This window comes from Nonomuraea sp. NPDC049129 (genome assembly GCF_040648495.1).
GTDB lineage: Bacteria > Actinomycetota > Actinomycetes > Streptosporangiales > Streptosporangiaceae > Nonomuraea.
The window spans coordinates 45,715-68,589 of the sequence record NZ_JBEZDU010000001.1 but is presented as its reverse complement, the minus strand read 5'-3'; the positions used below and the strand labels follow the sequence as shown (position 1 = coordinate 68,589).

Sequence of the window (22,875 nt, the reverse complement as noted above, 5' to 3'; positions counted from 1 at the left end):
CCACCTCGGTGCTCGAGCCGTTTCGCCTATGGTCCCTTACTGGTTACGTGGATGGTTGTCCCACCAGTCGTCCTCGAAGGCATAGGCCCGGTCCTCCCATGGTCGCGCCTCTTCCAGCGTCTTCGGGAAGTCGCCGCCCCCGCGTATGTCCTCCACGTGGAACCGCTCGTGGGCGAGGGTACGGGCCAGCAGTTCCTCGCTGCGGAAGGCGGCTCGCCGCAGCAGGACCGTCTGGTTGGGGAAGGTCACGCCGGCCAGCCCGTCCTTCACCTTGTCGATCTTGATATCCAGGTCGTCGATCCGGATGTCCCAGTCCTGGGCCACCCGCCGGACCGTGTCCATGTTCATCGGGAGCCTCTCGCTCCACTTCGGCCGATCGCCGGGGCGGCGGGCCAGCGTCAGGAAGTCGTCGCCGAAGCCGGCGCCTTCGCTCCCCAGGGCCGCCGCCGTCTCCTCGGAGGAGGAGCAGGCGGCGCCGGCGCCCGTCACGCCACGGCAGGGGGCCAGTTGCACCGTCGGGTCCGGCGGGACGCCGGGGCCCGGGTCGACGCGGCAGTCCTGCATCGCGTCCGCGCCGAACACCCCCGAGCACTGGCCGACGACGTGCGGGGCTGGGTCGAGGCCGCCGTTGGGCTGCCCGTCGCCGGCCCTGGCCTCGATCGGCGTGAAGGCCACGCCGACCTTGTCCAGGATCTTGTCGATGGCGTTGTCGACCCGGTGGTTGAGCCCCTTGTCGAGCGCGTCGGCGAGCGAGGTGCCCGCCGGGCCGGGCAGCCGGTCGTGGTCGATGGGGCCGGGCCTGGTCGCGCGCGTCTTCGCCGCGATGTCGGCCAGCTCCTGGGGCGTGGGCGGCGGAGGCGGCGGCGGATCCGCCTTGGGCGGGCCGTTCGTGCCCTTGCCGGGCGAGGCACCGGGATCGCCGTCGTCGCCGGGCGTGCCGTCGGACTTGCCCTTGCCGGGCGAGCCGCCGCCGTCCGGATACTGGATGTACGGCCCGCTGCCGTCCGGCCAGCCCTTCCACCAGTTGTTCTTCCACCACTTCGCCGCGTAGTAGGCCACGCCGGCGGTGACGCCGGCCGCCGCGAGGCAGTAGAGCCAGGCCGGACCGCAGAACCGTGAGCCGCGCGCGGCCGCGCCGAACTCCCCGCCACCGGTGAGGACGTAGTCGGCCGCGCTCCAGGCCGGCCTGGCGATGTCCCGATAGACGACCTTGATCGCCTGCTTGGCGGTGCCGCACACGAAGGCGGGGCAGCCGAAGTGACCGGTCGGGTCCACCTGGTTGAGCGGGTCACCGTCCGCGTAGGTGAAGCGGTTGCCCTTCATCGACGGCATCGGGTTCACGTCGAGCGTGTCCCTGCTGGGGAACGCGCCGGTTCCGGGGTCGTACCAGCGGGCGGCCATGTTGACCTTGCCGGTGGCCGGGTCGGTCCAGCCGCCCTGGTAGCCGACGTCCCGCTTGGTGCCCGAGTTCGCGACGACCTTTCCGTACGGGTCGTAGGCCGCCGAATCGGTCAGCGCACCCGCGCCGGTGAAGGTGGCGGTGAGGTCGCCGTGCCGGTCGGTGTAGGCGTACAGGCCCGCGACGGAGACGATGTCACCCGCCGGGTCCCTGCCGTAGAGCTCGGCACCCGCCGCGGCCGGGGTGTTGCCCAGGCCGGAGTAGCTGAACGTGCGGCCCGCGGCGGACGCGAGCCGGTCCAGCCCGTCATAGGCGTAGGTCGAGGCGCCGTCGGTGATCATCCGGTCGAACGCGTCGTAGCTCGTCGCGCTCGCGCTCCCGCCGTTCGGCGTCCTGGACTTCAGGGTGCCGCGCGCCGAGTAGGCGTAGCCGGCCGATCCGTCGGAGACCAGCTGGTTGCGCGCGTCGTAGACGGAGGCGGCCGCGTCGGCCTTGGTCCGGTTGCCCGCGTCGTCGTACTCGTAGGCGGCCGAGTTCCACGATGTCAGCCGGCCCGCCAGGTCGTAGCCGTAGGTGTTGGCGGCGGCGCCCGCCGTACCGGTCGTGGTCTTGGTGGTGAGCCGGTCGGCGTCGTCGTAGCCGTAGGTGATGCCGGCCAGCGCCGTGCCCGTGGTGGTCTTGAGCGTGTCGGAGGTGGGCCGGTGCAGCGCGTCGTAGTCGAAGGAGCGCTTGGCGCCGCCGTAGTCCACGCCCTTGAGCTGGTCCATCGTGTCGTAGGAGTAGATCGAGGTGCCGCCGGTGAGCGGGTCGCGGACCGTGGTGAGGCGGCTGCCCGCGTCGTAGTCGTAGGCGGCCGTGCCCGCCTTGTCGGTACGGGTCTTCATGCGGCCGTCGGCGTCATAGGTGAAGGACGCCGTGCCGGACGGCCCCGCCGTGCTGACGAGATGATCGCGATCGTCGTAGCCGAAGGTGTTACCTCCGGCCGAGGTCAGCCGGCCCACGGTGTCGTAGCCGAAACTGTGGGCGGTCGTGGCGGTCTCGGCGCCCGCGCCGGTCTCCGCGGTGAGCCGGTTCAGCGGGTCGAAGGTGCGGGCGATGGTGACCCCACCCGGCTTGGTGACCTGGACGGGGCGGGCGGCCGCGTCGTAGTCGGTGATCGTCTGGCGGTCGGCGAGCGTGGTGTAGGCCGTGGTCGGCGGCACGAACATCGCCACCTGGAGATTCCACGGGTTGAAGGCGTAGGAGGTCGCGTTGCCGTTGCCGTCGGTGAAGCGGGTGCGGTTGCCGACCGCGTCGTAGCCGAAGGTCGTGTTGATGGTGTGCGTCGCCGTGGTCTTCTCGTGCTGGCCGGTCAGCCGGTTCAGCGCGTCGTAGTCGTAGGTGGTGACTCCGCCGCCGGGTCTGCTGACGGTGACCGGGTTGCTCGCGTCGTCGTAGCCGATCGTCGTGGACCGCAGCTGCTTGCCCGCCGCGTCGAAATCGGCCGTCGCGGTCGCCCGGCCGGCGCCGTCGAAGGTGAGCGTGCTGCTGGTGCCGTCCGGGTTGGCGATCTTGGTCGCCCGGCCGGCGTGGTCGCGGGTGTACCAGTGGGCCTGGGCCAGCGGGTTGACGTCGACCACGACCTCGCCCGCCGCGTTGTAGCCGTACTGGCTGCGCGCGCCCGACGGTGTGGTGACGTAGGTCAGGTTCCCCGCGTCGTCGTACTCATAGGCGGTGGTGTATCCCGCCGCGGCCGGTGTGCGGTCGACGGCGGTGCCGGAGATCCGGCGGCCGAGGTCGTCGTACGTCGCCCCGGTCACCCGGCCCGCCTGGTCCCGTGTCCAGAGCCATTCCCCGGCCACGTCGAAGCCCGAGCGCGACTGGTTGCCCGCCGCGTCGGTGGTGGCCACCAGGTTGCCCAGCTGGTCGTAGGTGTGGGTGTCGCCGTGGCCGAGCGCGTCCTCGACGTGCGTCACGCGGCCCAGCGCGTCGTACGTCGTGGTGGAGCCCGCCGTCACCGTGGCACCGGCGCCGAGCTGCCGGTACGAGGGCAGGGTGACGACGTGCGGCCGGCTCATGCCGTCGTAGGTGATCGTGGTCCGGTAGCCCTCGGCGTCCTCGCTCGTCACGACGTCGCCGAAGCTGTTGTAGCCGGACCGCGTCGTCGGCCTGACGTTGTACGGCGTGCCGCCCGAGTGCTCGATGGCCACCGTCGGCGCCTTGGTCGTGGTGAGCCGGCCCGCCTCGTCGTAGGTGTAGTCGGTCACCGCGCCACGGGGGTCGGTCATCGTCTTCGGCAGGCCCCGCTGGTCCCTGGTCCACGACGTCGTGAGCCATTCGTCGCCGTCCCAGACCTTCTGCGACAGGGGCCGGCCCAGCGCGTCGAGGTCGAACGCGGTCCACGTGTAGCCGCTGTCCTGCGCCTGGACCAGGGAGACCACACCGCCGTCGGCGTCGTAGCCGTATGTGGTCTTGCGCTTGATGCCGGCTGGGTCCAGCAGCGCCTCGGTGACCCGGTTGGCGGCGTCCACGGTGTAGGCGGTCGTGCTCTTGCCGTTACCGGTGACCCGCTTGATGAGGTTGCCCGCGCTGTCGTAGGTGTTCTGCTGGAGCGGGATGTCCCGGGTGGTTCCGTCGGCGTTGTGGAAGCCCTCGGCCCAGACCGATTCGAGCAGGTTGTCGTCGTAGTAGCGGTAGCGGGTGGTCCGGCCCATGGCGTCGGTGACCGTGGCCAGGCGCCCGGCCGGGTCGTAGGCGCGGGATTCGAGGACCAGTTCCTTGGGGGCGTCGGTGTCCAGCGGGTCGCCCACCCAGTTGGCCAGGCTCGTGGTCAGCGGCAGGCCGGTCGGTCCGTAAGTGTGCCGGAAGTCGGCGCCGGTGGCGTCCACGGTGCTGGTGAGGTTGCCGTAGACGTCATAGCCGTAGGTGGTGGTCTTGCCCTCGGGGTCCTTGACGGACGAGACGCGGGCGGCGGCGTCGTAGGTGTAGTCCGTGGTGCGGGTGACGTCCTTGCCGGTGGGGTCCGTCCGCTCGGCCTTGGTGACGTTGCCGTCCACGTCGTAGGTGTAGAGGACCCACGGGAGGTGCTTGACGCCGTTGATCACGTCCGTGGTCGCCGGGCCGACGGTGGCGGTGAGGTGGTTGAGGGCGTCGTAGCCCATGGAGGTGCTGACGCCGTTCGGGAACGTGTCGGAGATCTTCGTCTCGGAGATGGGGCGGCCGGCGCTGTCGTAGTCGTACTTCGTGGTGAGCCCCGCGGCGTCCACCACTTGGGCGAGGTCGCCGTTCTGGCGGTAGCTGTAGCGGGTGGTCCTGCCGCCAGGGGTGGTCGTGGAGGCGAGCAGCCCGTCCGGGACGGTGCCGCCGTCGGTGGCGGTCTCGTCGCCATCGGTGTAGGCGTACTTGGTGGTGCCGCCGTTGGCGGCTCCGGCCACGGGAGGTGTGGTGACGCTGAGCAGGTCGCCCGAGATGTCGTAGGTGTAGCTGGTGCGGTGCGCCGCGTCGTTCCCTGCGGTGGCGCGGGCGTCGTACGCGCCGGTGAGCTTGTCGTTGCGGGGGTTCAGCGGGTCGCCGGCGTCCAGGTAGTAGGTGAAATAGGAGGTCTGGCAGGAGCGCGGTCCGCGGCAGGTCACCTTCATGACCGGGTTGCCGCGGTCGTCGTTGTACAGCTGCGTGGTGTGCCCGTCCGGGTCGCTCACCGTGGCCAGGTTGCCGTTGAGGTCGTAGCCGTAGCGCGTGGTGCCGCCCGAGGCGTCGTACAGCGAGGTCGGCCGGCCGCCGTGCTGCGGGTCGTAGCTGTAGACCATCGCCTTGCCGCGCGGGTCGGCGGCGAGCACGGTGGTGGCGGGGATGCCGAACGTGGCGACGTCCTTGTAGTGCGCCTGGATCGCGTCGGTGTGCAGACTGTTCCAGTAGATCGCCACCTCGTCGATGGTGCCGTTGAAGTGGCCCAGCGTGTCCGAGGGCTTGGCGGGCCAGTTGCCCGCGATGAAACCGGCGCCGACGTAGACATGGTTCTGCGCGATCGTGGACACCGGGCCCTTGGACCTGGTCCCGACCACGGCACCGTCCAGCCAGAGCCACTGGGTGTCACCGGAGGCCGTCAGGACGGCGTGGTGCCAGCTCGCGTCGGTCACGGCCGCGCTCGTGGTGATCGGCGCGACCGCGGCGCCGTCCCAGAACTGGCCGCGCAGCTTGCCGTCCGTCCCGACGTACAGCGCGGGCGTGTAGTTCGCCTGCGGCCCGGCCGGGTCGGTGATGGCCTGGGCCTGGTAGGCGAGCAGGACGCCGGGCTTGGCGGTCTTGAACCACAGCTCCGCCGACAGGTCGCCGCCGCCCTTGATCTCGCCGTCGGGCAGCTCCAGATAGGAGCTGGAGCCGTTGAACCCGGCGGCCGAGTCGCCGCCGGTGGCCAGGACGATGGGTGCGCTCTGGCCCAGGGTGACGTTGTGGTAGGTCGCGCCGGTGTCGCGCCCGTCGCCGTAGGCCGCGCTGGCCGCCCGGGTGCCGGAGAACTCGGCGAGGCGGTAGTACTCGCGCGGCCGGGCGCTCAGGACCGCGTTCGGGTAGTACTCCGTGCTGGCCTGCGTCTGGGCGGGGTAGACCCGCCACTGCCCGCCGTTGGCGTCGGTCATCGAGGCGACGCGGTCGCTCTGGGTGTCGTAGGCGAGCGCGGCCTGCAACTTGCCCGACGGCAGCTTGACCGTCTCCAGCGCGCCCGTGTACTGCCCGGCCGCGTACTGGGCGGCGACGGACGTGGGGCCGAGCGGGTGGGTGTAGAAGGCGGGGTCGTCGATCTGGCCGGTGAAGTGGCCGCGCGTGTCCGTGGGCGCGGCGGGGCACCAGCCCGAGGTGTTCACGTAGCCCGCCCCGATGCTGGCGTTCGGCAGACGGGTCGCCTTGACCTGGTTGAAGCGGCTGCCCACGATCGCGCCGTCCAGGTACATGCCCTGCCAGGTTCCGCTCGCGGTCAGCACCACATGGTGCCAGGCCCCGTCGCTCACCGCCGCGGTCGACGTCATCGAGCCGCAGCTGCCGTCGTCGGCCATCTGGCCGTGCAGCTTCCCGTCGGTCCCGACGTAGAGCATCGGCAGGAAGCCCCAGGGGAGCGGGCCCCGGGAGTCCTCCAGCGTGTTCATCTGCGCGCCGTACAGCACGCCGGCCTTGGTGGTCTTGAACCACATCCCGACCGCCGCGTAGGTGGTGTCGTCGGTGATGTTGTACGGCATGCGCACGTAGGAGCTCGTGCCGTTGAACGTCGCCGAGCCGTCCGTGGTCCCGGCCGGGGCGCCCGCCGCGCCGTAGGTCAGGTTGACCGCCTGCGCGTCGTCCTGACCGACGAACATCTGGGTCTCGTTGGTCGTGCTCTGGTGGAGCCGGTAGTACATCGCGGGGGCGGCGTCCACGACGGCCGTCCGATGGTGGGACAGCATTTTGTAGGTGTACTTCGTACAGGCCGTCGTCGTGCCCGGCGGGCAGACCTGGGCGAGCAGGCCGTAGCCGTAGCCGTACCTCCACGCGGGCGCGCCCTGGGCGGGATCGGTGGCGACCGAGGTCACCACACCGCTGGTCCAGGTGAAGTAGAGGCCGCGGCCGCTGACCTTGTTCACGACCTTGGCCAGGGTGCCGTCGCCGTTGTAGGTGAGGAACTCACCGTGCTGGTCGTCGTCGTAGATCGCGGTCAACCGGCCGTTCGTGTCGAACACGTACGCGCCGCCGGACTTGTCACGCAGGAACCACGCCGTATCGGCCTTCACCAGGCTCACCGACCGGCCCTCGGGCGGCGCGTACGTGCCGTCGGAGTTGCGGCCGAAGCGCGCCTGCCGCCCGTCCGGGTAGGTGACCACGACGTTGCCCGTCAGGTCGCTGTCAGTGACGATCTTCATGTCGTAGGCGGTGGTCCAGCCCACGCCGAACAGCCCCGAGCGGGAGTTCAGGCTGCTGTACGAGCGGGTGATCGCCAGCGCGGGACCGGCGGTGGTCAGGCTCGCGTCCGTGGTGGTGGCCGCGTACTGGCCGGTCAGCGGGTCGATGCCCTTGACGGCGGCCGTGCCCGCGCTGTCGGAGACGTGCGAGGAGACCAGGGGCTGCGGCACGACCGTGCGGAAGGTGCTCCATCCGGTCGCCGGGCTTGAGGTCTTGCCGTCGGTGACCAGGGCCTGCCACATGTACTGCTCGCCCCATTTGAGCTTGCCCTGCGGCACCGTCCAGTTCGCGGTCTGCTCACCGGTGTTGGAGTCGCCCTTGATCAGGCCGGTCGCCGGGCACGTGCTGGGGGCGGAGACCAGGCAGATGTTGAAGATGAAGTTCAGCTCTCCGCCGGGCCACTCGTCCTGGTCATGGCCGGTGACCGTGAACTCCGGCATCAGCGTGGACTCCACGTACCCGCTGCCCGGCCACATCGAGTCGATCTGGGGTGGCACGTTGATCACGCTCAGGCTCACGCACCAGACGGGTACGCCCCAGTCGGAGAAGAACTGCCCGTTCGCCACCATGTCCCAGCAGACCTGGTACGAGCCCGGGTTGAGCGGGTCGATCGTGGCGCTCACCTTCGCCGAGCCGTTGTTGCCGATCGTGGCGGGCAGCGTGGCGGCGGCGGTGGAGCTGCCCACGAAGCTGCCGCCGAGGGTGTACACCTTGTAGCCCAGCTTCACCGAGCCGGGAGACCAGGAGTTCATCCCGTTGTTGATCACCGTGACGGGCAGCCTGCCGAAGCTGTTGGCCGTCACCGGCGGGTCGATCGTGGCACCGGAGTCGATCGCGTACAGCGCCCGCCAGGGGCTGTAGTCCACCTGCAGGTACGGCGGGTTGGCCGAGTTGGCGCTGGCGAACTCCTTGAAGCTGTCGGCGGTCAGCGCCAGGCCGTTGTTGCCCGCGCCGTTGGACCAGTCCGACAGGGCCGACAGGCCCGCGCTGTTGATCCCGATCCACGCCCAGCCGGCGCCGCCGCAGGTCACGCCGCCGCTGAAGCTGGCCGACCCCCAGGTGTCGCCGAGACTCACGCCGGGATAGGAGGAGATCGTGCCGACGTTCCAGCCGCTGGTGATCTGCTTCACCGTGACGGGGTTGGCCGCGCAGGAGTTCGACAGGGTGTTGTAGAGGAAGAGCGCGGCGCCGGTCACATAGGCGTGGGGGATCTGGGAGGCGAGGTTGAAGTTGATGTAGGCGTTGTTGCGCTTGGTGCCGTCCTGGGAGCCAACCAGGAGCTGGTCGCTGCCGGAGTGATTGGCGCCGGAGTGGTTGTCGACGTAGGTGTCGGAGGAGGCGCCGCTGGTGGTGCGTACATAGGAGGAGGGGTCGATGACCACCGGGAACGCGCGGTCCTTGGCGTGCAGCCACTTCTGGTCGGCGCTGACCCGCAGGACGTCGCCGGCGAGGGTGTAGTGGACCGCGTCGGAGCGGGCGCCCTTGGCGTCGCTCATGAATCCGGCGGGGACGGTGATGCGCACCGCGCCCTGCTCGTCGACGAACTCCACGCCCTGCGGCGTGCTTCGCGGCGTCAGCCCCTTGGCCTGGAAGGGGAAGTCCCAGGGGCCCGTCGCGGCTTGGCGCGAGGTCAGGACGAGCGACTCCTTGATCCCGTTCCAGGCGGCCTCGACCTGGAGGTCCGTCCCCGGCAGCACCTCACCGTACTTCGCGATATTTCCCGAAATATCGGCTTTTGTGCTTTTTGCCCCTTGGAGGGCGAAGGACAGGCTGTGCTCGTTGTCCAAGGTGAGCGACTGGAGCCTGGGGTCGGCGGCGTCGTCGGCCAGCTCGGCCGCGACGTCGTTGGCCGCCGGCCGCCAGCGTCCGTCGGCGCCGGTCAGGTTGAGGTCGATGTCGGCCCACTCACCGGTGGCCGTCCGGTACCTGACTGGCCTGGAGTACGTGCGCACGGTGTAGGTCTGATCGGGGTTCTGGAACACCTTGGACGTCGCGTCGCCCAGCTTGGGGGCCACCCGGCTCTGCTTGGCGTCGAACCCGTGCACTTCCCCGTTGCCCGGCTTGCCGGTCGCCTTGCCCACCCGCTGCGTCTTGTTCGACAGATGGGAGACCAGCTTGGGCGGCTGCTGGGCCTCCCGGGGCACGACCCCCTTGGGTAGCTTGGCGGCCTTCTTCTCCGGCAGCTCGGTCTGCGCCCGGGTCGCCTCCGCCGCCACCTGGTGCGTGCGGTTCGCCGCCGAGCCCAGGCGCTGCTCGGGGAGCGTCGGCTCCTTGGCAGCCGCGTGGGCTCCCTGACCTGCCATGCTGATGACAAGGGTGGTCACTGTCAGTGCCGAGCAAAGACGAGTGGCCCAACGATTCCTCATGCCGACCTCCGGCGGCGACCGTAGTCCCCGCCTATCCGCACCACATCTGTACGGATGACCTGGTTCGAGGGTGTCGGAATGCTCCGGGTTAGGTATGAGATCAACTCCGAGTCCGGTACTCTCGCCTGGTGCTGCACGGGCGCATCGCGGAGCAGGCCAGGATCACGCGACTTCTCGCTGGTGAGAGCGGCGCCCTGATGGTGCGCGGGGAAGCCGGGGCGGGCAAGAGCGTGTTGCTCGCCTTCGCGGCGGAGCTCGCGAGTGATCAAATCGTGCTGCGCGCCTCCGGCAGCCCCGAGGAGTCGCACCTCCCGTACGGCGGCCTGCACATGCTGCTGGCGACCACCCGTCCGCGCTGGAAACACCTGCCCGCCCAGCAGCGCGACGTCCTCGGCCAGCTGGGCGAGCCGCAACCGCGGAGCCTTGTGCCCGATGTCGTCGACCGCCAGGGCGGCCCGGAACCGTGGAGCCTTGCGCCCGGCATCCGCGCGGTAGGCGAACCCGCCTGGCCGCGCTCGCCGTACCTGCCTGTCTGGAACCTCCTGCGCCACCTGGCGGGCAAGCGGCCCGTCCTCTGCCTGATCGACGACGCGCACTGGCTGGACCGGGAGAGCCTGGCGGTCCTGTCCTTCTGCGTCCGGCGCCTCGCCGCCGCGCGCGTGGTGATCCTGGTGGCCGCCGAGGGCGAGGTGCCCGCGCTCCTGGGGATCGACGAGCTGGATCTGCCCGGTGTCGACAGGCAGGCGGCGCTGGACATCGTCGCCGAGTGCCGGCCGGGCATCGTCCCGCAGGTGCGTGAGCGGATCGTCGAGGACGCCCGCGGCAATCCGCTGGCCCTGCGCGAGCTTGCCGCGGGGATCAGCCCGGCCCAGGTCGAGGGCAGGCTGTCGCCGCTGGGCCTGCACACCGGCTGGGCCGGGCGTTCGCGACGGGCCGATCAGTTGTACGGCGCGTGCTTACGGGCCCTGCCTGACCGGACTCGCTTCCTCCTCCTGCTGGCCGCCGCCGACCCCGCGGCCTCCCTGCCCGAACTGCTCGCCGCCACCGGAGCGACACCGGCTGATCTGGAGCCCGCCGAGACGGCTGGGCTGGTGGAGGTGCGGCCGGGCAAGCTCACCTCTCGCCACCTGCTGATCCTGGTCGCCGCCTATCAGTCCGCGCCGGTCTCGGCCCGCATCGCCGCGCACCGGGCCCTGGCTGAGACGGCGTCCGAGCGGCGGGTCTGGCATCTCGCCGCCGCCGTGCTGGGGCCGGACGAGGAGATCGCGCGTGAGCTGGAGGCCGTCGGGACGTCGTCGGCGCTGGAGCGCGCGGCCGAGCTGACCACCGACCCCGAGCCCCGCGCCCGGCGCTATGCCGCCGCCGCGGTCGCCGCGTGCGACGCCGGTCAGTTGCGCCGCGCGGCGGATCTGGCGACGTGCGCGACCAAGCTGAGCGCCGAACCCTCGACGCTGGCCTCGGCCGCCCGCGTGCTGGCCACCGTGGAGTCCGAGATCGGTTCCCCGACCAAGGCCGCGCGGATGCTGCTGGACGCGGCGGCCAGGATCGGCGACGACGACCACGCCATGGCCATCGTCATGATCGCCGACGCGATCCGCCTGTTCGGCTACAGCGGCGACGAGGGGCTCGCGGCCGAGATCGCCGCCGCCGTCTGGTCGGCACCGGCGACTTCACGAGGTTCCGCGCGAGCCTCGTCACCAGCTTCTTCGCAGGTCGTGCGATCAGGCGCCCAGCCCACCTGGTCCGCTCCGCTGGCCCGGTCGCTGCCCACGCTGGCGAAGATCATGGCCGGTGACCCGTTCAGCGGCTTCGCCGCCATCGGTGAGCTGGTCGAGCACACGCCCGCCCTGGCGACCCAGCAAGCCATAACCGCCACCTCGTTGGGCCTGATGGCCGCCGACGCCGGCTCGGCGTTGCGCCTGACCTCCACGCTGGTGGCCGACTGCCGCCACCAGGACCTGATGGGCCTTTTGCCGTACGCCCTGCAACTCCAGGCCCAGGCCCTCATGCTGAGCGGCCGCATTGCCGAAGCGCTCAGACTGGCCACCGAGGGGCTGAAGCTCGCCGGTGACCTCGGCCAGACTCACCGAGTCGGGCATCTGAGCGGCCTGGTCGCGCTGATCGCCGCGTTGAGCGGCGATGAGAAGCGCTGCCGGGCCTACGCCGAATCGAGCCTGGACTACTGCGCCGACCACGACGCGCCGGCCAGCGCGGCGCTGGCCACCTGGGCGCTCGGCCTGCTGGAGCTGGGGCTGGGCCGGGCGGGCATCGCTGTGGCGCACCTTGAGCGCGTGGTCGCGGGCCCCGCGCACCACCCGGTGATCGCGGTCCACTGCGCGGCCGATCTGGTGGACGCGGCCGTACAGGCCGACCTGCCCGGCGCCACCGTCGAGCCGCTCGCCGTGCTGGAGCGGTGGGCGGGGGACACGCGCCAGCGCTGGGTGGGCGCGGTGGCGCTGCGCTGCCGGGCGCTGACCGCGCCGGACGGCGAGGCGGAGCCGCTCTTCCTCGGCGCGCTCGACCTGCACGGCCCGTCCCTGACCGCCTTCCAGCGGGCCAGGACCGAGCTCGCCTACGGGCAGTGGCTCCGCCGGATCCGGCGCAGGTCCGAAGCCCGCTCTCATCTGCGGGCCGCGCGCGCCGCGTTCGAGCAGCTGGGCGCGACCCCCTGGGCGGAGCGCGCCGCGGCCGAGCTGAGCGCCTCGGGGGAGTCGAGCCCCGCGGAGCCGCTGCCGGAAGCGCTGCGCGGGCTGACGCCGCAGGAGCGGCACGTGGTGTTCCTCGCCGCGCAGGGGTCGTCCAACCGGGAGATCGCCGCCCAGCTCTTCCTCAGCCCGCGGACCGTCGGCTTCCACCTCTATCGCGCCTTTCCCAAGCTGGGCATCACCTCCAGGACCGAGCTGGCGGATCTGGTACGGCAAGCCGCCACCGGCATCGGGACGATCACGCCGGTCGCCGAGTGACGCCCCAGGGTGGACAGGCTCGTACCGAACCCTTGACTGCGCTGGTCAGATCGATTAGACCTCAGGAAACCCAGCGATCATCACGCAGTGGAGGACAGATGTCCGGCAGAGCATTGGTACGACTCGCGGCCCGCGCCGCGTTATCCGCGGTCACGACAGGCTCGCTGATCGCGATCGGTGCGCTGCCGGCCTCGGCGGCGGCCTTGGACAAGCCGCCCCGAACGACCAAGGGGCCGTGCCAGTACACCGAGACCCCCGACGACCCGGCCGTGCGTGACGTGCCGCTGCCGCCGGACCCGCGCCGCACGCCCACGCGTCCGGTCTCCGCGGTGCTCCGGACCAACCACGGCGACATCGGGCTCGCGCTCGATCCGGCCAAGGCGCCGTGCACGGTGCAGAGCTTCGTGCATCTGATCCAGCACCGGTTCTATGACGCCACGTCGTGCCACCGGCTCACCGCGTATGACCGGCTGAAGGTGTTGCAGTGCGGCGACCCCAGTTTCACCGGTGAGGGCGGGCCGGGCTACAAGTACAAGGACGAGCTGCCCACGGACCTGCCGCCGTGGCCGGGCGATTCGACCGGGGTGCGCAAGACGTACGCGCGCGGGGTGCTGGCCATGGCCAACGCCGGCCCGAACACGAACGGCAGCCAGTTCTTCCTGGTCTACGGTGATTCCGGGCTGGCGCCCAACTACACGATCTTCGGTACGGTGGACGCCGCCGGGCTCGCCGTCCTCGACCGCATCGCCGCCGGCGGCATCCAGCCGGAGCCGGACGGTCCCACACCTCCGGTGGACGGCAAGCCCGTACTCCCGGCCGACATCCGAGACGCCCGGGTGTGCCGCCGGTAGGCGGTCGCGAATTCCGGGCACCTGACCCGTCCTGATCACATATCCGCATTTTCCCCCTAAGATGCCGTCATAGATGACGAAGGGTGAAGCGTGACCGAGCCTGAGCGGCCTCCGGGGAAGATGGATCCGACCGTCCCCACGGTCGCCCGAATGTACGACTATTTCCTCGGCGGGAAGGACAACTTCCCGGCCGACCGCGAGGCGGCCGAGCGGGTCCTCGAACTGAGCCGCGCGGGCGGCGCGGACGTGCGGGAGATGGCCAGGGCGAACCGCGGTTTCCTGATCCGCGCCGTGGAGACGGTCGCCAGGGCCGGTGTTCGGCAGTTCCTCGACATCGGCACCGGCCTGCCCACGCAGGACAACGTGCACCAGGTCGCGCACCGGATCATCCCCGACGCCAAGGTCGTCTACTCGGACAACGACCCGATCGTGCTGGTCCACGCCCGCGCGCTGCTGGCCGACAACCCCGACACGGTGATCATCGACGGCGACGCGCACGACCCCAAGGGGCTGCTGGCCGCCGCCGCCCAGCACCTCGACTTCAGCCAGCCAGTGGCGGTCCTGGCCGTCGCGCTGTTCCACTTCTTCAGCGGTGACGACGAGGTGGCCGGCATCGTCCAGACCCTGCGCGAGCCGCTGGTGCCGGGGAGCCATCTGATCATCTCCCACGCGTACGTGGAGCAGGGCCAGAGCACCCTCGACCGGCGGATCGAGACCGAGGACGTCTACCGGCGGACGACCTCCGGCGCGCTGCACTGGCGCGACCGCGACATGGTGCGCGCCTATTTCGACGGGCTGGAGCTGCTCGAACCCGGCGTCGTGCCGGTACAGGACTGGCGCAACGACGACCCGTTCATCGTCCCCGGGCTGGAGAAGGGCGGCATCCTGGGCGGCGTCGGCCGGGTCCCCTGACCTAGCGGAGGGCCTTCAGCGCCGCGGCGACGTGCTTGGCCGCCTGGTCAGCGGTCCCGTAGCCGGGCCGTGGACCCAGGTAGTTGACGTACGCCAGCACGTTGGCCAGGCAGAACGACACCTGCGTGTTGTGGAAGCCCGCGGCCACATCGGGGTCGCGGCGGGTGTAGGCGGCCGTCCTGTCGCCGACGACCCGCGCCGAGCGCAGCTTGGTGCCGGGGTGGCGCGCACGTTCGTCCTTCCCCACGGTGACCATGCCATCGAGGTTGAGCCCGCAGCTCTTGACGGTCGGGTTACGGTACGTCGTCACCATCACACTGGTGTAGCCGGTGCCGTGCCACTGGCACCGTGTGGTGCCCAGGACGTCGCGTCGCGCCGTGCCTCCGAGCAGCGTGCGCGCCTGCGCGTTGGTCAGGAGCTTGCAGGCGTCGGGCAACTGGCGGAACAGCTTCACGGCGCTCTTCGTCGGAGACGGCTTCGCGGACACAGGGGACTTCGATGACGGCTCGGCGAGCGCGTCCGGAGTCGCGGGCGGCAGATTGAGCCAGATCGCCGTGGCGGCCGTGCCGCACACCGCCAGCGCCAGCGCGCCCGCCATGACAAGGGTACGGCGGCGCTTCACAGGGGCTTCGCGGGGTGCGGGGACCGTGGACGGGGTGTCGCCTTGGGCGATGTCGTGGAGCCAGTGGGCCGTCTGCTCGGCCGTACACCGGCGCTGGGGATCCTTCTCCAGCAAGGCCGCGAGCAGGGGCGCGAGCGGACCCGCCAACCTGGCGGGGGCGGGATCGCGCATCAGCACGGCGGCCATGACCGCGGCCGCGTTGGGGCCGGAGAACCCAGGGCTGCCCTCCACCGCCGTGTAGAGCGTGGCGCCGAGTGACCATAAGTCGGCGGCGGGCCCATCGTCCTCGCCACGTAACCGCTCTGGGGCGATGTAGCCGGGCGAGCCGTTGAGCAGGCCGGTCTGGGTCAGCGCGGCGTCCCCGGCGACCGTGGCGATGCCGAAGTCGGTCAGCAGTACGCGGCCGTCGTCGGTCAGCAGCACGTTGCCGGGCTTGACGTCGCGGTGCAGCACGCCCATCGCGTGCGCGGCACCGAGCGCGTCGAGCACATGCCGGCCCACCCAGGCGGCCTGGCGCGGCGACAGCGGGCCGTCCGTACGCACGATCTGATCGAGGGAACGGCCGTGGATCAGCTCCATCACGATCCATGGCCGCCCTCCATCCATGACCACGTCGTGCACGGTGACGATCGAGGGGTGTGCGCGCAGTCGCGCCGCCGCCCTGGCCTCGCGCAGCGTGCGCTCGGTGAGCTCGGCTCGGGCCGTGTGGTCGAGCTCCGGCGGCAGGCGCACCTCCTTGACCGCGACCTCCTGCCGGAGCAGCTCGTCCACGGCCCGCCAGACCGTGCCCATGCCACCCTGACCGAGCGGTGCCAGGAGTCGGTAGCGGCTCGCGACGATGGTCATCACGCGATTATACGGACGTATATTCTACAATGTTCGCCTCTTGTGCCGCAGGGGCCCCTGGGGTCCCGGCCGTCCGTACGGCCCGGTCAGCCGAGGGCCTTCTCCAGCTGTGCCTTGCTCATCTTCGAGCGGCCCTTGATGTTGCGGCTCTTGGCTTCGGCGTACAGCTGATCCCTGGTACGACCGCCCGCGCCGGAATGGGAGCGCAGCCCGCCCCGGCGGCTCGACGAGATGTCATCGGTGGATGTACGGCTCGCGGTCCGGGACTCACCGGCCCTGGCCCGCTCCTTGTTCACGGTACGGGCGGCGATTTCGGTCGCTCGCTTGTTGCTTTCCCCCCGCTTCTTGGCGCTGTCCTTGATGTGCTCGTATTGCCGTTCCCGCTTCGGGCTCGATCCGCGAGGCATTTCTCCTCCTCATGAGAACCGTCAGACCTTACGGCCCCTACCCAGACGGGAACCACGAAACAGCCGGGTCACATCGCCGGCTCTTCGTAAGGGATGCGGCTCAGGTGCAGGATCGAGCCCAGCGTCCCCCACTCGTCGCCGCCGAGCTTGGTCAGCGGGCGCAGCCGCTCGGCGTCGGGCCGGCCGTCGACGATGTAGTCCTCGTGCACCGCCGCGAGGAACACCCGTCCGAAGACCAGGGTGGAGTTGCCCATGTGCAGGGTCGTGTGCGAACGGCACTCCATGACCACGGGCGAGACCGCCACCCTGGGCGGCCGCACATGACGGCTGGGTTCGCGTTCGATTCCCGCGTAGTCGAATTCGCTGAAGGTCCGCGGGAAGTCGGTCGCGGTGGCGTTGATCAGCTGTAGCAGCGGTTCGGCGGAGAAGTTGATGACGAACTCGCCGGTGTCCTCCACGTTGCGCAGGGAATCCTTGCGGCCGATCGAGGTGAACTGCACGATCGGCGGATCGGTGCTGGCGATGCTGAAGAACGAGTGCGGGGCGAGGTTCTCGACGGTTCCGTCCGGCGTGACGGTGGAGACCCACGCGATGGGGCGCGGGACGACGACCGAGGTCAGGAACCTGTAGAAAGCCGGCCCGCCCATCTCCGCAGGATCGAAGTCGACGCGCATGACGATCAATATTCGTCGTATGCGCCCTGTTCGCCAATCGCCACGCGGGCGGCGGACTTGAAGTTACCCCGCCAAAACCCGTTCCCAGTCCACCGTTTTGGCCCAGTCGGCGTAACTGTGCCAGCGCACGGCCGGGAACCTGACGCGTAGCGCCTCGATGTCGATGAAGTCGGTGTTGTTCTCGAAGCTCTCGAACATGGTGGCCACCTCGTCCCCGGCCCATTGGCGCACCATGTCCAGAGGCAGCTGCTGGTAGGGGATGTCCCGGCCGAGGACCTCGCTCAAGATCCGGGCGGCCTCCTCCCCGGTCACGCGGTCGGACGCGAGGTCGACGCGCTCGCCGACGAGTTCGGCGGGGTGCTCGATGGCGTACACGGCCATGCCCGCGATGTCGAGGACGGTCACCTGGGCCACTTCCGCGTCCATGCCGCCCTCGCCGAACGGCACCGACAGGCCGAAGACGGCGTCCGTCCCCGCGCAGGCCCGCTCGAGCGCGCCGGGGTCGCCGAGGTCTCCGGGGGCGTTGATCGCAGGACACGGGGGCGCGGCTGAAGCTCGCGTGAAAGCCGCGCCCCTAGAGGTCCTACGGCGTGACGACCACCTTGCCGCGCACGTGTCCCGACTCGACCGCCTCGCAGGCCGCCGCCGTCCGCTCCAGCGGGTACGTCGCCTGCACCGACACCCTGATACCCAGCTCAAGCAACTCGGCCAGGCGCTCGGCCGAACGGGAGGTGCCCAACCGGCGGACGCCGCGCTCGTTGGCGAGCGGGGAGAAGGCGATCGTGCCCACCCGGTCGGGGTCCTTGACCAGCTCGGCGGAGGCGTCCAGCGAGTCGGGCGTGGCCACGCAGTCCAGCGCGGCGTCCACCCGGCCGCCCAGCTCGCGCACCCGCTCGGCCAGCCCCGGCCCGTAGGTCACCGGCTCGGCCCCGAGCGTGCGCAGGAAGTCGTGGTTGCCGGCGCCGGCCGTACCGATGACCCTGGCGCCCCACGCGATGGCGATCTGCGCCGCCAGGTGGCCGACGCCCCCGGCGGCGGCGTGGATGAGGACCGTGTCACCCGCGCCCACGCCCAGCTCGCGCAGCGCGGTGTGGGCGGTCTGCCCGGAGGCCGACAGAGCGCCCGCCTCCTCCCACGGCAGCCACTCGGGCCTGCGGACGAGCTGCTCGGTGTCGGCCACGGCGTGTTCGGCGAACGCCGCGAGCGTGACGGGCCCGAGCAGTTCGTCGCCCACGGCGAAGTCCGTGACGCCGGGTCCGACCGCGTCCACGATCCCGGCCGCCTCGTTGCCCAGGCGCTGGGGGAAGGTGGCGGGCGCGTACCGCGCCGCGGAGCCGTCGCGGAAGAGATTGTCGAACGGCTGGACGCCGGCCGCCCGTACGCGCAGCCGCACCTGGCCCGGTCCCGGGACGGGCGGTTCGGTGTTCACGAGTTCCAGGACGTCGGTGCCGCCGTAGGTGTTGAAGACGATGGCCTTGCTCATCGGGTGATCCCTTCGGTCGCGCGGGCCCGCGGGCCCGTCGTGGTGTGCAAGGGCAGCTCCTTGATCAGGAGCGCCATCAGGAAGCCCGCCGCCGCGAGGATCGCGACCAGCAGGAAGACAGGGCGTACAGCTGCCGCGAAGGAGCCGGCGAAGGAGGCGGTCATGGCGGAGGAGTCGCCGATCTCGCCGGTACGGCCGAACACCACCGCGACGCAGCCCGCGATCCCGGCGGTGCCGCCGAGCTGGCGGGTGAAGGTGGCCGCGGAGGTGGCCACGCCCATGTCCCGCACCGGGGCCGCGGCCTGTACGGCGAGCGTCAGCGGCTGCATGGACGAGCCGAGTCCGAGACCGAGCACGGCGGCCAGGCCCATCACCGTGATCAGCGGCACGTCGGTGTCGAGCAGCGGTGACAGAGCCAGGGCCGCCACGGCGACCAGCGCCAGACCGGTCACGAAGAAGGCCTTGTAGCGACCGCTGCGCGCGATCACCCGGCCGGACAGCGCCGAGGCCAGCACCAGCCCGGCCATCAGCGGCAGCATCATCAGGCCCGAGCGCGTCGGGGAGGCGCCGCGGACGATCTGGTAGTACAGCGGCAGGGTCATCATGGTGCCCAGCATCGCGGCGCCGAGCGCCGCACCGGCCAGAGCGGAGAGGCTGAACGGGGCGGCTCGGAACAGCCGCAGCGGGATCAGGGCTTCCTCTCCCATCCGCCGCTCGATCAGCAGCCAGGCCCCCAATCCCGTCAGGCCCAGCGCGTAACAGGTCAGCGCGGCCGGCGAGCCGTACCCCCAGGTCCTGCCCTGCTCGGCCGCCAGCAACAGCGGGCCGCAAGCACGCTCGACAGGCCGAAGACGGCGACGAACCAGCCCTGGTAGCGGGCCCGTTCGCGGGGCGGCAGCAGGTCGGCCAAGATCGCGAAGGCCAGTGACATCAGCCCGCCCGCGCCCAGCCCCTGCACCGCGCGGAAGGCGGCGAGCGCGCCCATCGACGTGGCCGTCGCGCACAGGAGCGAACCGGCGACGAAGACGGCCACGGCGGTGAGGTAGAGGGGCTTGCGTCCGTACAGGTCGGACAGCTTCCCGTACAGCGGCATCGTGACCGTGGAGGCGATCAGGTACGCGGTCGTGACCCACGCCTGATGGCTGAGGCCGTGCAGGTCGTCGGCGATCGTCCGCATGGACGTCGAGACGATCGTCTGGTCGAGCGCGGACAGGAACATACCCGCCATGAGCCCGCCGATGACCGCCGAGATCGGGCGTCGTGTCATGAGCCAAAGACTCACTCATTCAGATGAATTTTGTCAACTGAATGATTGAATCGCTAGGATGGCGGCCATGACAACGCGGCGACGTGCGGTGACCGAGGACGAGCGGGGGACCGCCGCGGAGCGGACCCGGGAGCGGATCCTGCGGGCGGCGCTGGAGGAGTTCGGGGCCAAGGGCTACTCCGGAGCCCGCACGGCGGCCATCGCGGCCAGGGCCGGGGTCAATCAGCAGCTCATCAGCTACCACTTCGGCGGCAAGCAGGGCCTGCTGACGGAGCTGCGCAGACGGTGGACCGAGACCGGGGCCGGGCTGCCGCCGCCGGAGTCCTCCTTCGCCGACTCCTTCGCCGCCGTCCTCGACGCCACGCTCGAACGGCCCCAATGGGCGCGCATGGTGCTCTGGCAGGCACTCGGCGACGATCCCGGCGAGGGCGGCGGCATGTCCAATGCCCAGCGCGAGCAGCTGCGCGACGGCATCGAGCGGCTGCGCCGACGGCAGCGCGACGGGGAGATCAGCGACGCGCCGTCACCGGAGTTCGTGATGCTGCTCGCTTACGCGCTGACCTTCGCGCCCCTCGCGCTGCCCGACCACGTCAAGGCGATCCTCGGCGTGGACCCGCTGTCGGAGGACTACCGCCGCATCGCGCACGACCAGCTCATGACCCTGTTGCGCGGTCCCGCGCCGGATGATCCCTGCCGGTAGCCGAGCTGGATTTCACTGTGGGTCGGCTGGGGCGAGCCGAGGGCCGCGGCTACGGGCCTCGGCGACCCGTTTGATACCGGCGGCCCACCCGTCCAGCGCGGCCTGGAGCTTGCGGCCGTTCATGAACAGCCCCAGCAGCGGTCCGGCCATGGATTCGGCGACCATCAGTTCGGTGGAGCCGTCCTCGAGCGGGGTCAACACGTGCCGGTGCACGGCCTTGGCGCCGAAGGACAGCCCGGTCCAGGTCAGCTGCCGGCCGGGGACGACCACGGCGAACCTGGAGGCGATGGCCGCCTTGCCGTTGCGCCAGGTGAAGGCCCCGTCCACGGCGACCCCGGCCGTCAGGCGTACGTCGCCGATGGCCGGATCGATCCGCGACCAGCCCTCCGGGTCGGCCAGCACGCTCCACACGACCTCTGGGCCCGTGTCGACGATGACCCGGGTGACCGCCCGGACGGGGGCGGTGGCATCGATGCGGTCATTCTTGGCGTACTGCTCATGCAGGACCTCCAGCGGAGGACCGGAATAGAACAAAGATCTCAGCACTGGGACTCCCGGAAGGAACGGTTATTGGGCAGGTGCTCTGTGCCGCAGGTGCGGCCGCGCCTCGGCCCAGATCGCCGCGGGCTCGAAGCCGGCGGCGTTCCAGGTGGTGGACGTCAGCCGCCCCCGCCCGCGGTAGCGCCGCACGATCGTGACGTGCTCCGGCCACCCCACGAACCGTCGTAGGGCCTGCTCGTCCTGCCAGATCGACACCGAGCCGCACCTGAGCTCCAGCGGTCGCGTCCACAGCCACATCCCGACCGCACCCTCCAGCTGGGGCCAAACTCGGCGCAGCGCGATCCCGGCCCGGTAGATACCGGGCAGGTCGCGTGCACTGTCGGCCTGGTACGCGGTCACCGCGACCAGCACGGGCCCGGCGAAGTCCACGGCCGGCCCCGAGGTCCAACGGCTTCTCAGCATGCTGATGACACCTCCTTTTTCAGCACGAACGTTCGTGCTTGGATGGGACGGTATCACGGTGCGGCATAATTGATCGAACGTTCGTGCGCGAAAGGAGCGGCAATGGCGGGCCGGCCACGAGACGAGGGGATACGGAACGCGATCCTGCGCCGAGCGGCGGACATCGCCTCCAAGGACGGGCTGGAGGGCCTGTCGATCGGGCGGCTGGCCGCCGACCTCGGCGTGAGCAAGAGCGGGCTCTTCGGCTACTTCGGCTCCAAGGAAGAGCTCCAGCTCGCCACGATCCGGGCCGCGACGGGTGTCTACCTCGGCGAGGTCGTCCACCCCGCCCTGACGGTGCCGCCGGGCCTGGGGCGGGTGTGGCAGTTGTGCGAGCGCTGGCTGAGCTACTCGGAGCGGCGGGTCTTCCCCGGAGGGTGCTTCTTCTTCACGGTCACCGCCGAGTTCGACGCCCGCCCTGGTCGTGTACGGGACACCGTCGCCGCCGCGGGTCGCGAGTGGAACCTCCTGGTCGCGAGCGCCGTCGGCGACGCGCGCGGGCTCGGAGAGCTCACCGAGGACACCGAACCCGATCAGCTCGCCTTCGAACTGATCGCGTTCATGGAGACCGCCAACGCCGTCTCACTGCTGCACGACGATCCCGTCGCCTACCGGCGGGCCAGGAACGCCATCCAGAGACGCCTGCACGCGTCCGCCACCGATGCGGCGTCGCCGCCCTGGCTCTCGGCCCAGGGCTGAAGGCGTCTCGTACGAGGCCTCGCCGGCGCTCAGGCGTCTTCGACCGGAACGGGAATCCGGGCCTCGACCTTGAACGACGCCCGGTCCGCGCGGTACACGTCGCGGGCGAACTCGATGCAGCGCCCATCGGCAGTGTAGGTGCGCCGGGTCAGCAGGATCCCGTTGGAGGCGCTGCGGATCTTCAGCCGGGCGCAGGAGGCGTCGTCGATGACGATGGACTCGATGACGGCGGAGGCGTCTGCCGGTACGACGCGGTAGTGGGTGCGCAGGATGTGCCAGAGCGACCCGGTGAGGGGCTGCTCCAGCAGTCCGGGCGTGAGGGCGCGGGGGAAGTAGGTGGTCTCCAGCGCGATCGGCTCGTCGTCGGCGAACCGCAGCCGGTGCAGAGCGTGCACGGTCTCGTCGCCGGCCAGGTCGAGCGCCTCGCGGGCTGAGGGGGTGGGCGGGCGTTCCTCGGCCCAGATGAGCTGGGCCGATGGGCGCCGTCCGGCAAGGATGATCTCGTCGGAGAAGCTGCCGATGTGGAAGGGCACCCGCGCTTCGGCCACGAACGTCCCGCGCGGCGGACGCCGGTAGACGTACCCCTCCTTCTCCAGCAGCGCCAGGGCCTGCCGGGCCGTCATCCGGCTGACGCCGTAAGTCTCGCTGAGCTCCCGCTCTGACGGCATGAGCGTGTGCGGGCCGAGCTTCTCCCCGGTGATGCGGTCGCGGAGCTCCGCGGCGATCGTCACGTAACGCGGCGAGGCTGCGGCCTTGTGAACTTTCGTCCCCATGGGTGAC

General features: G+C 70.8%; 16 protein-coding genes. 5 read left to right on the top strand and 11 right to left on the bottom strand.

The window, feature by feature from the left end:
• Positions 1 to 36: 36 nt before the first annotated feature.
• A complete protein-coding gene (locus AB0B64_RS00295; RefSeq protein ID WP_358173361.1) occupies positions 37 to 9,606 on the bottom strand; it encodes a LamG-like jellyroll fold domain-containing protein in 9,570 nt (3,189 codons plus the stop codon).
• A gap of 191 nt (positions 9,607 to 9,797) precedes the next feature.
• Here AB0B64_RS00295 and AB0B64_RS00290 point away from each other — a divergent pair, with 191 nt between their 5' ends.
• The 3 genes from AB0B64_RS00290 (at position 9,798) to AB0B64_RS00280 (ending at position 14,395) form a co-directional block, all read left to right on the top strand.
• Positions 9,798 to 12,632 carry a LuxR family transcriptional regulator gene (locus tag AB0B64_RS00290; protein WP_358173358.1) on the top strand — a complete coding sequence of 945 codons (2,835 nt, stop codon included), beginning with the start codon at positions 9,798 to 9,800 and terminating at the stop codon, positions 12,630 to 12,632.
• 98 nt (positions 12,633 to 12,730) lie between these two features.
• Entirely contained in the window at positions 12,731 to 13,483 is a 753-nt protein-coding gene (locus tag AB0B64_RS00285; protein ID WP_357952477.1) for a peptidylprolyl isomerase, read from the top strand.
• A 90-nt stretch (positions 13,484 to 13,573) separates the two neighbouring features.
• Complete coding sequence (locus tag AB0B64_RS00280) at positions 13,574 to 14,395, top strand: SAM-dependent methyltransferase (protein WP_358173355.1); 822 nt, start codon at positions 13,574 to 13,576, stop codon at positions 14,393 to 14,395.
• Position 14,396: 1 nt separating this feature from the next.
• On the opposite strand, the gene AB0B64_RS00275 is transcribed toward AB0B64_RS00280, so the two are convergent.
• The 7 genes from AB0B64_RS00275 to AB0B64_RS00245 all read right to left on the bottom strand — a co-directional run bounded on the left by AB0B64_RS00275 (position 14,397) and on the right by AB0B64_RS00245 (position 19,694).
• Positions 14,397 to 15,863, bottom strand: coding sequence for a protein kinase (locus tag AB0B64_RS00275; protein ID WP_358173352.1), 1,467 nt, complete (start codon positions 15,861 to 15,863; stop codon positions 14,397 to 14,399).
• 86 nt (positions 15,864 to 15,949) lie between these two features.
• Positions 15,950 to 16,270, bottom strand: coding sequence for a plasmid stabilization protein (locus AB0B64_RS00270; protein ID WP_358173349.1), 321 nt, complete (start codon positions 16,268 to 16,270; stop codon positions 15,950 to 15,952).
• A gap of 68 nt (positions 16,271 to 16,338) precedes the next feature.
• Entirely contained in the window at positions 16,339 to 16,944 is a 606-nt protein-coding gene (locus AB0B64_RS00265) for a flavin reductase family protein (protein WP_357952480.1), read from the bottom strand.
• A gap of 63 nt (positions 16,945 to 17,007) precedes the next feature.
• Positions 17,008 to 17,370 (bottom strand): NmrA family NAD(P)-binding protein, encoded by a 363-nt coding sequence (locus AB0B64_RS00260; protein WP_358173346.1) that lies wholly within the window; start codon positions 17,368 to 17,370, stop codon positions 17,008 to 17,010.
• Positions 17,371 to 17,527: 157 nt separating this feature from the next.
• Positions 17,528 to 18,427 carry an NADP-dependent oxidoreductase gene (locus tag AB0B64_RS00255; RefSeq protein ID WP_357952483.1) on the bottom strand — a complete coding sequence of 300 codons (900 nt, stop codon included), beginning with the start codon at positions 18,425 to 18,427 and terminating at the stop codon, positions 17,528 to 17,530.
• Positions 18,424 to 19,245 carry an MFS transporter gene (locus AB0B64_RS00250; RefSeq protein WP_358173343.1) on the bottom strand — a complete coding sequence of 274 codons (822 nt, stop codon included), beginning with the start codon at positions 19,243 to 19,245 and terminating at the stop codon, positions 18,424 to 18,426. The genes AB0B64_RS00255 and AB0B64_RS00250 overlap by 4 nt, the downstream gene beginning before the upstream one ends.
• Positions 19,191 to 19,694, bottom strand: a complete 504-nt coding sequence (locus AB0B64_RS00245) for an MFS transporter (protein ID WP_358173340.1) — start codon at positions 19,692 to 19,694, stop codon at positions 19,191 to 19,193. Before AB0B64_RS00245 ends, AB0B64_RS00250 begins: the two co-directional genes overlap by 55 nt.
• 67 nt (positions 19,695 to 19,761) lie before the next feature.
• On the opposite strand from AB0B64_RS00245, the gene AB0B64_RS00240 reads away from it, so the two are divergent.
• Positions 19,762 to 20,394 (top strand): TetR family transcriptional regulator, encoded by a 633-nt coding sequence (locus AB0B64_RS00240; protein ID WP_358173337.1) that lies wholly within the window; start codon positions 19,762 to 19,764, stop codon positions 20,392 to 20,394.
• A 12-nt stretch (positions 20,395 to 20,406) separates the two neighbouring features.
• Here AB0B64_RS00240 and AB0B64_RS00235 read toward each other — a convergent pair whose 3' ends face one another.
• Both AB0B64_RS00235 and AB0B64_RS00230 read right to left on the bottom strand, forming a co-directional pair.
• Positions 20,407 to 20,940 (bottom strand): SRPBCC family protein, encoded by a 534-nt coding sequence (locus tag AB0B64_RS00235; RefSeq protein WP_358173334.1) that lies wholly within the window; start codon positions 20,938 to 20,940, stop codon positions 20,407 to 20,409.
• 21 nt (positions 20,941 to 20,961) lie between these two features.
• Positions 20,962 to 21,357 carry a hypothetical protein gene (locus tag AB0B64_RS00230; protein ID WP_357952488.1) on the bottom strand — a complete coding sequence of 132 codons (396 nt, stop codon included), beginning with the start codon at positions 21,355 to 21,357 and terminating at the stop codon, positions 20,962 to 20,964.
• A 102-nt stretch (positions 21,358 to 21,459) separates the two neighbouring features.
• Between AB0B64_RS00230 and AB0B64_RS00225 the strand changes: the two genes are divergently transcribed.
• The gene (locus AB0B64_RS00225; protein WP_358173331.1) at positions 21,460 to 22,095 is read left to right on the top strand and encodes a TetR/AcrR family transcriptional regulator; all 636 of its coding nucleotides are present in this window, start codon (positions 21,460 to 21,462) and stop codon (positions 22,093 to 22,095) included.
• Positions 22,096 to 22,124: 29 nt separating this feature from the next.
• Here the strand turns inward: AB0B64_RS00225 and AB0B64_RS00220 are convergent, their stop codons facing one another.
• Positions 22,125 to 22,868, bottom strand: a complete 744-nt coding sequence (locus AB0B64_RS00220) for a GntR family transcriptional regulator (RefSeq protein WP_358173329.1) — start codon at positions 22,866 to 22,868, stop codon at positions 22,125 to 22,127.
• Positions 22,869 to 22,875 lie beyond the last annotated feature (7 nt).

What these genes read in the sequence shown, in the direction of transcription:
- AB0B64_RS00295 (WP_358173361.1), bottom strand. Translation starts at nt 9,606, where the DNA reads ATGGCAGGTCAGGGAGCCCACGCGGCTGCCAAGGAGCCGACGCTCCCC.
- AB0B64_RS00285 (WP_357952477.1), top strand. Translation starts at nt 12,731, where the DNA reads ATGTCCGGCAGAGCATTGGTACGACTCGCGGCCCGCGCCGCGTTATCC.
- AB0B64_RS00275 (WP_358173352.1), bottom strand. Translation starts at nt 15,863, where the DNA reads ATGACCATCGTCGCGAGCCGCTACCGACTCCTGGCACCGCTCGGTCAG.
- AB0B64_RS00270 (WP_358173349.1), bottom strand. Translation starts at nt 16,270, where the DNA reads ATGCCTCGCGGATCGAGCCCGAAGCGGGAACGGCAATACGAGCACATC.
- AB0B64_RS00265 (WP_357952480.1), bottom strand. Translation starts at nt 16,944, where the DNA reads ATGCGCGTCGACTTCGATCCTGCGGAGATGGGCGGGCCGGCTTTCTAC.
- AB0B64_RS00260 (WP_358173346.1), bottom strand. Translation starts at nt 17,370, where the DNA reads ATGGACGCGGAAGTGGCCCAGGTGACCGTCCTCGACATCGCGGGCATG.
- AB0B64_RS00255 (WP_357952483.1), bottom strand. Translation starts at nt 18,427, where the DNA reads ATGAGCAAGGCCATCGTCTTCAACACCTACGGCGGCACCGACGTCCTG.
- AB0B64_RS00245 (WP_358173340.1), bottom strand. Translation starts at nt 19,694, where the DNA reads ATGACACGACGCCCGATCTCGGCGGTCATCGGCGGGCTCATGGCGGGT.
- AB0B64_RS00240 (WP_358173337.1), top strand. Translation starts at nt 19,762, where the DNA reads ATGACAACGCGGCGACGTGCGGTGACCGAGGACGAGCGGGGGACCGCC.
- AB0B64_RS00230 (WP_357952488.1), bottom strand. Translation starts at nt 21,357, where the DNA reads ATGCTGAGAAGCCGTTGGACCTCGGGGCCGGCCGTGGACTTCGCCGGG.
- AB0B64_RS00225 (WP_358173331.1), top strand. Translation starts at nt 21,460, where the DNA reads ATGGCGGGCCGGCCACGAGACGAGGGGATACGGAACGCGATCCTGCGC.
- AB0B64_RS00220 (WP_358173329.1), bottom strand. Translation starts at nt 22,868, where the DNA reads ATGGGGACGAAAGTTCACAAGGCCGCAGCCTCGCCGCGTTACGTGACG.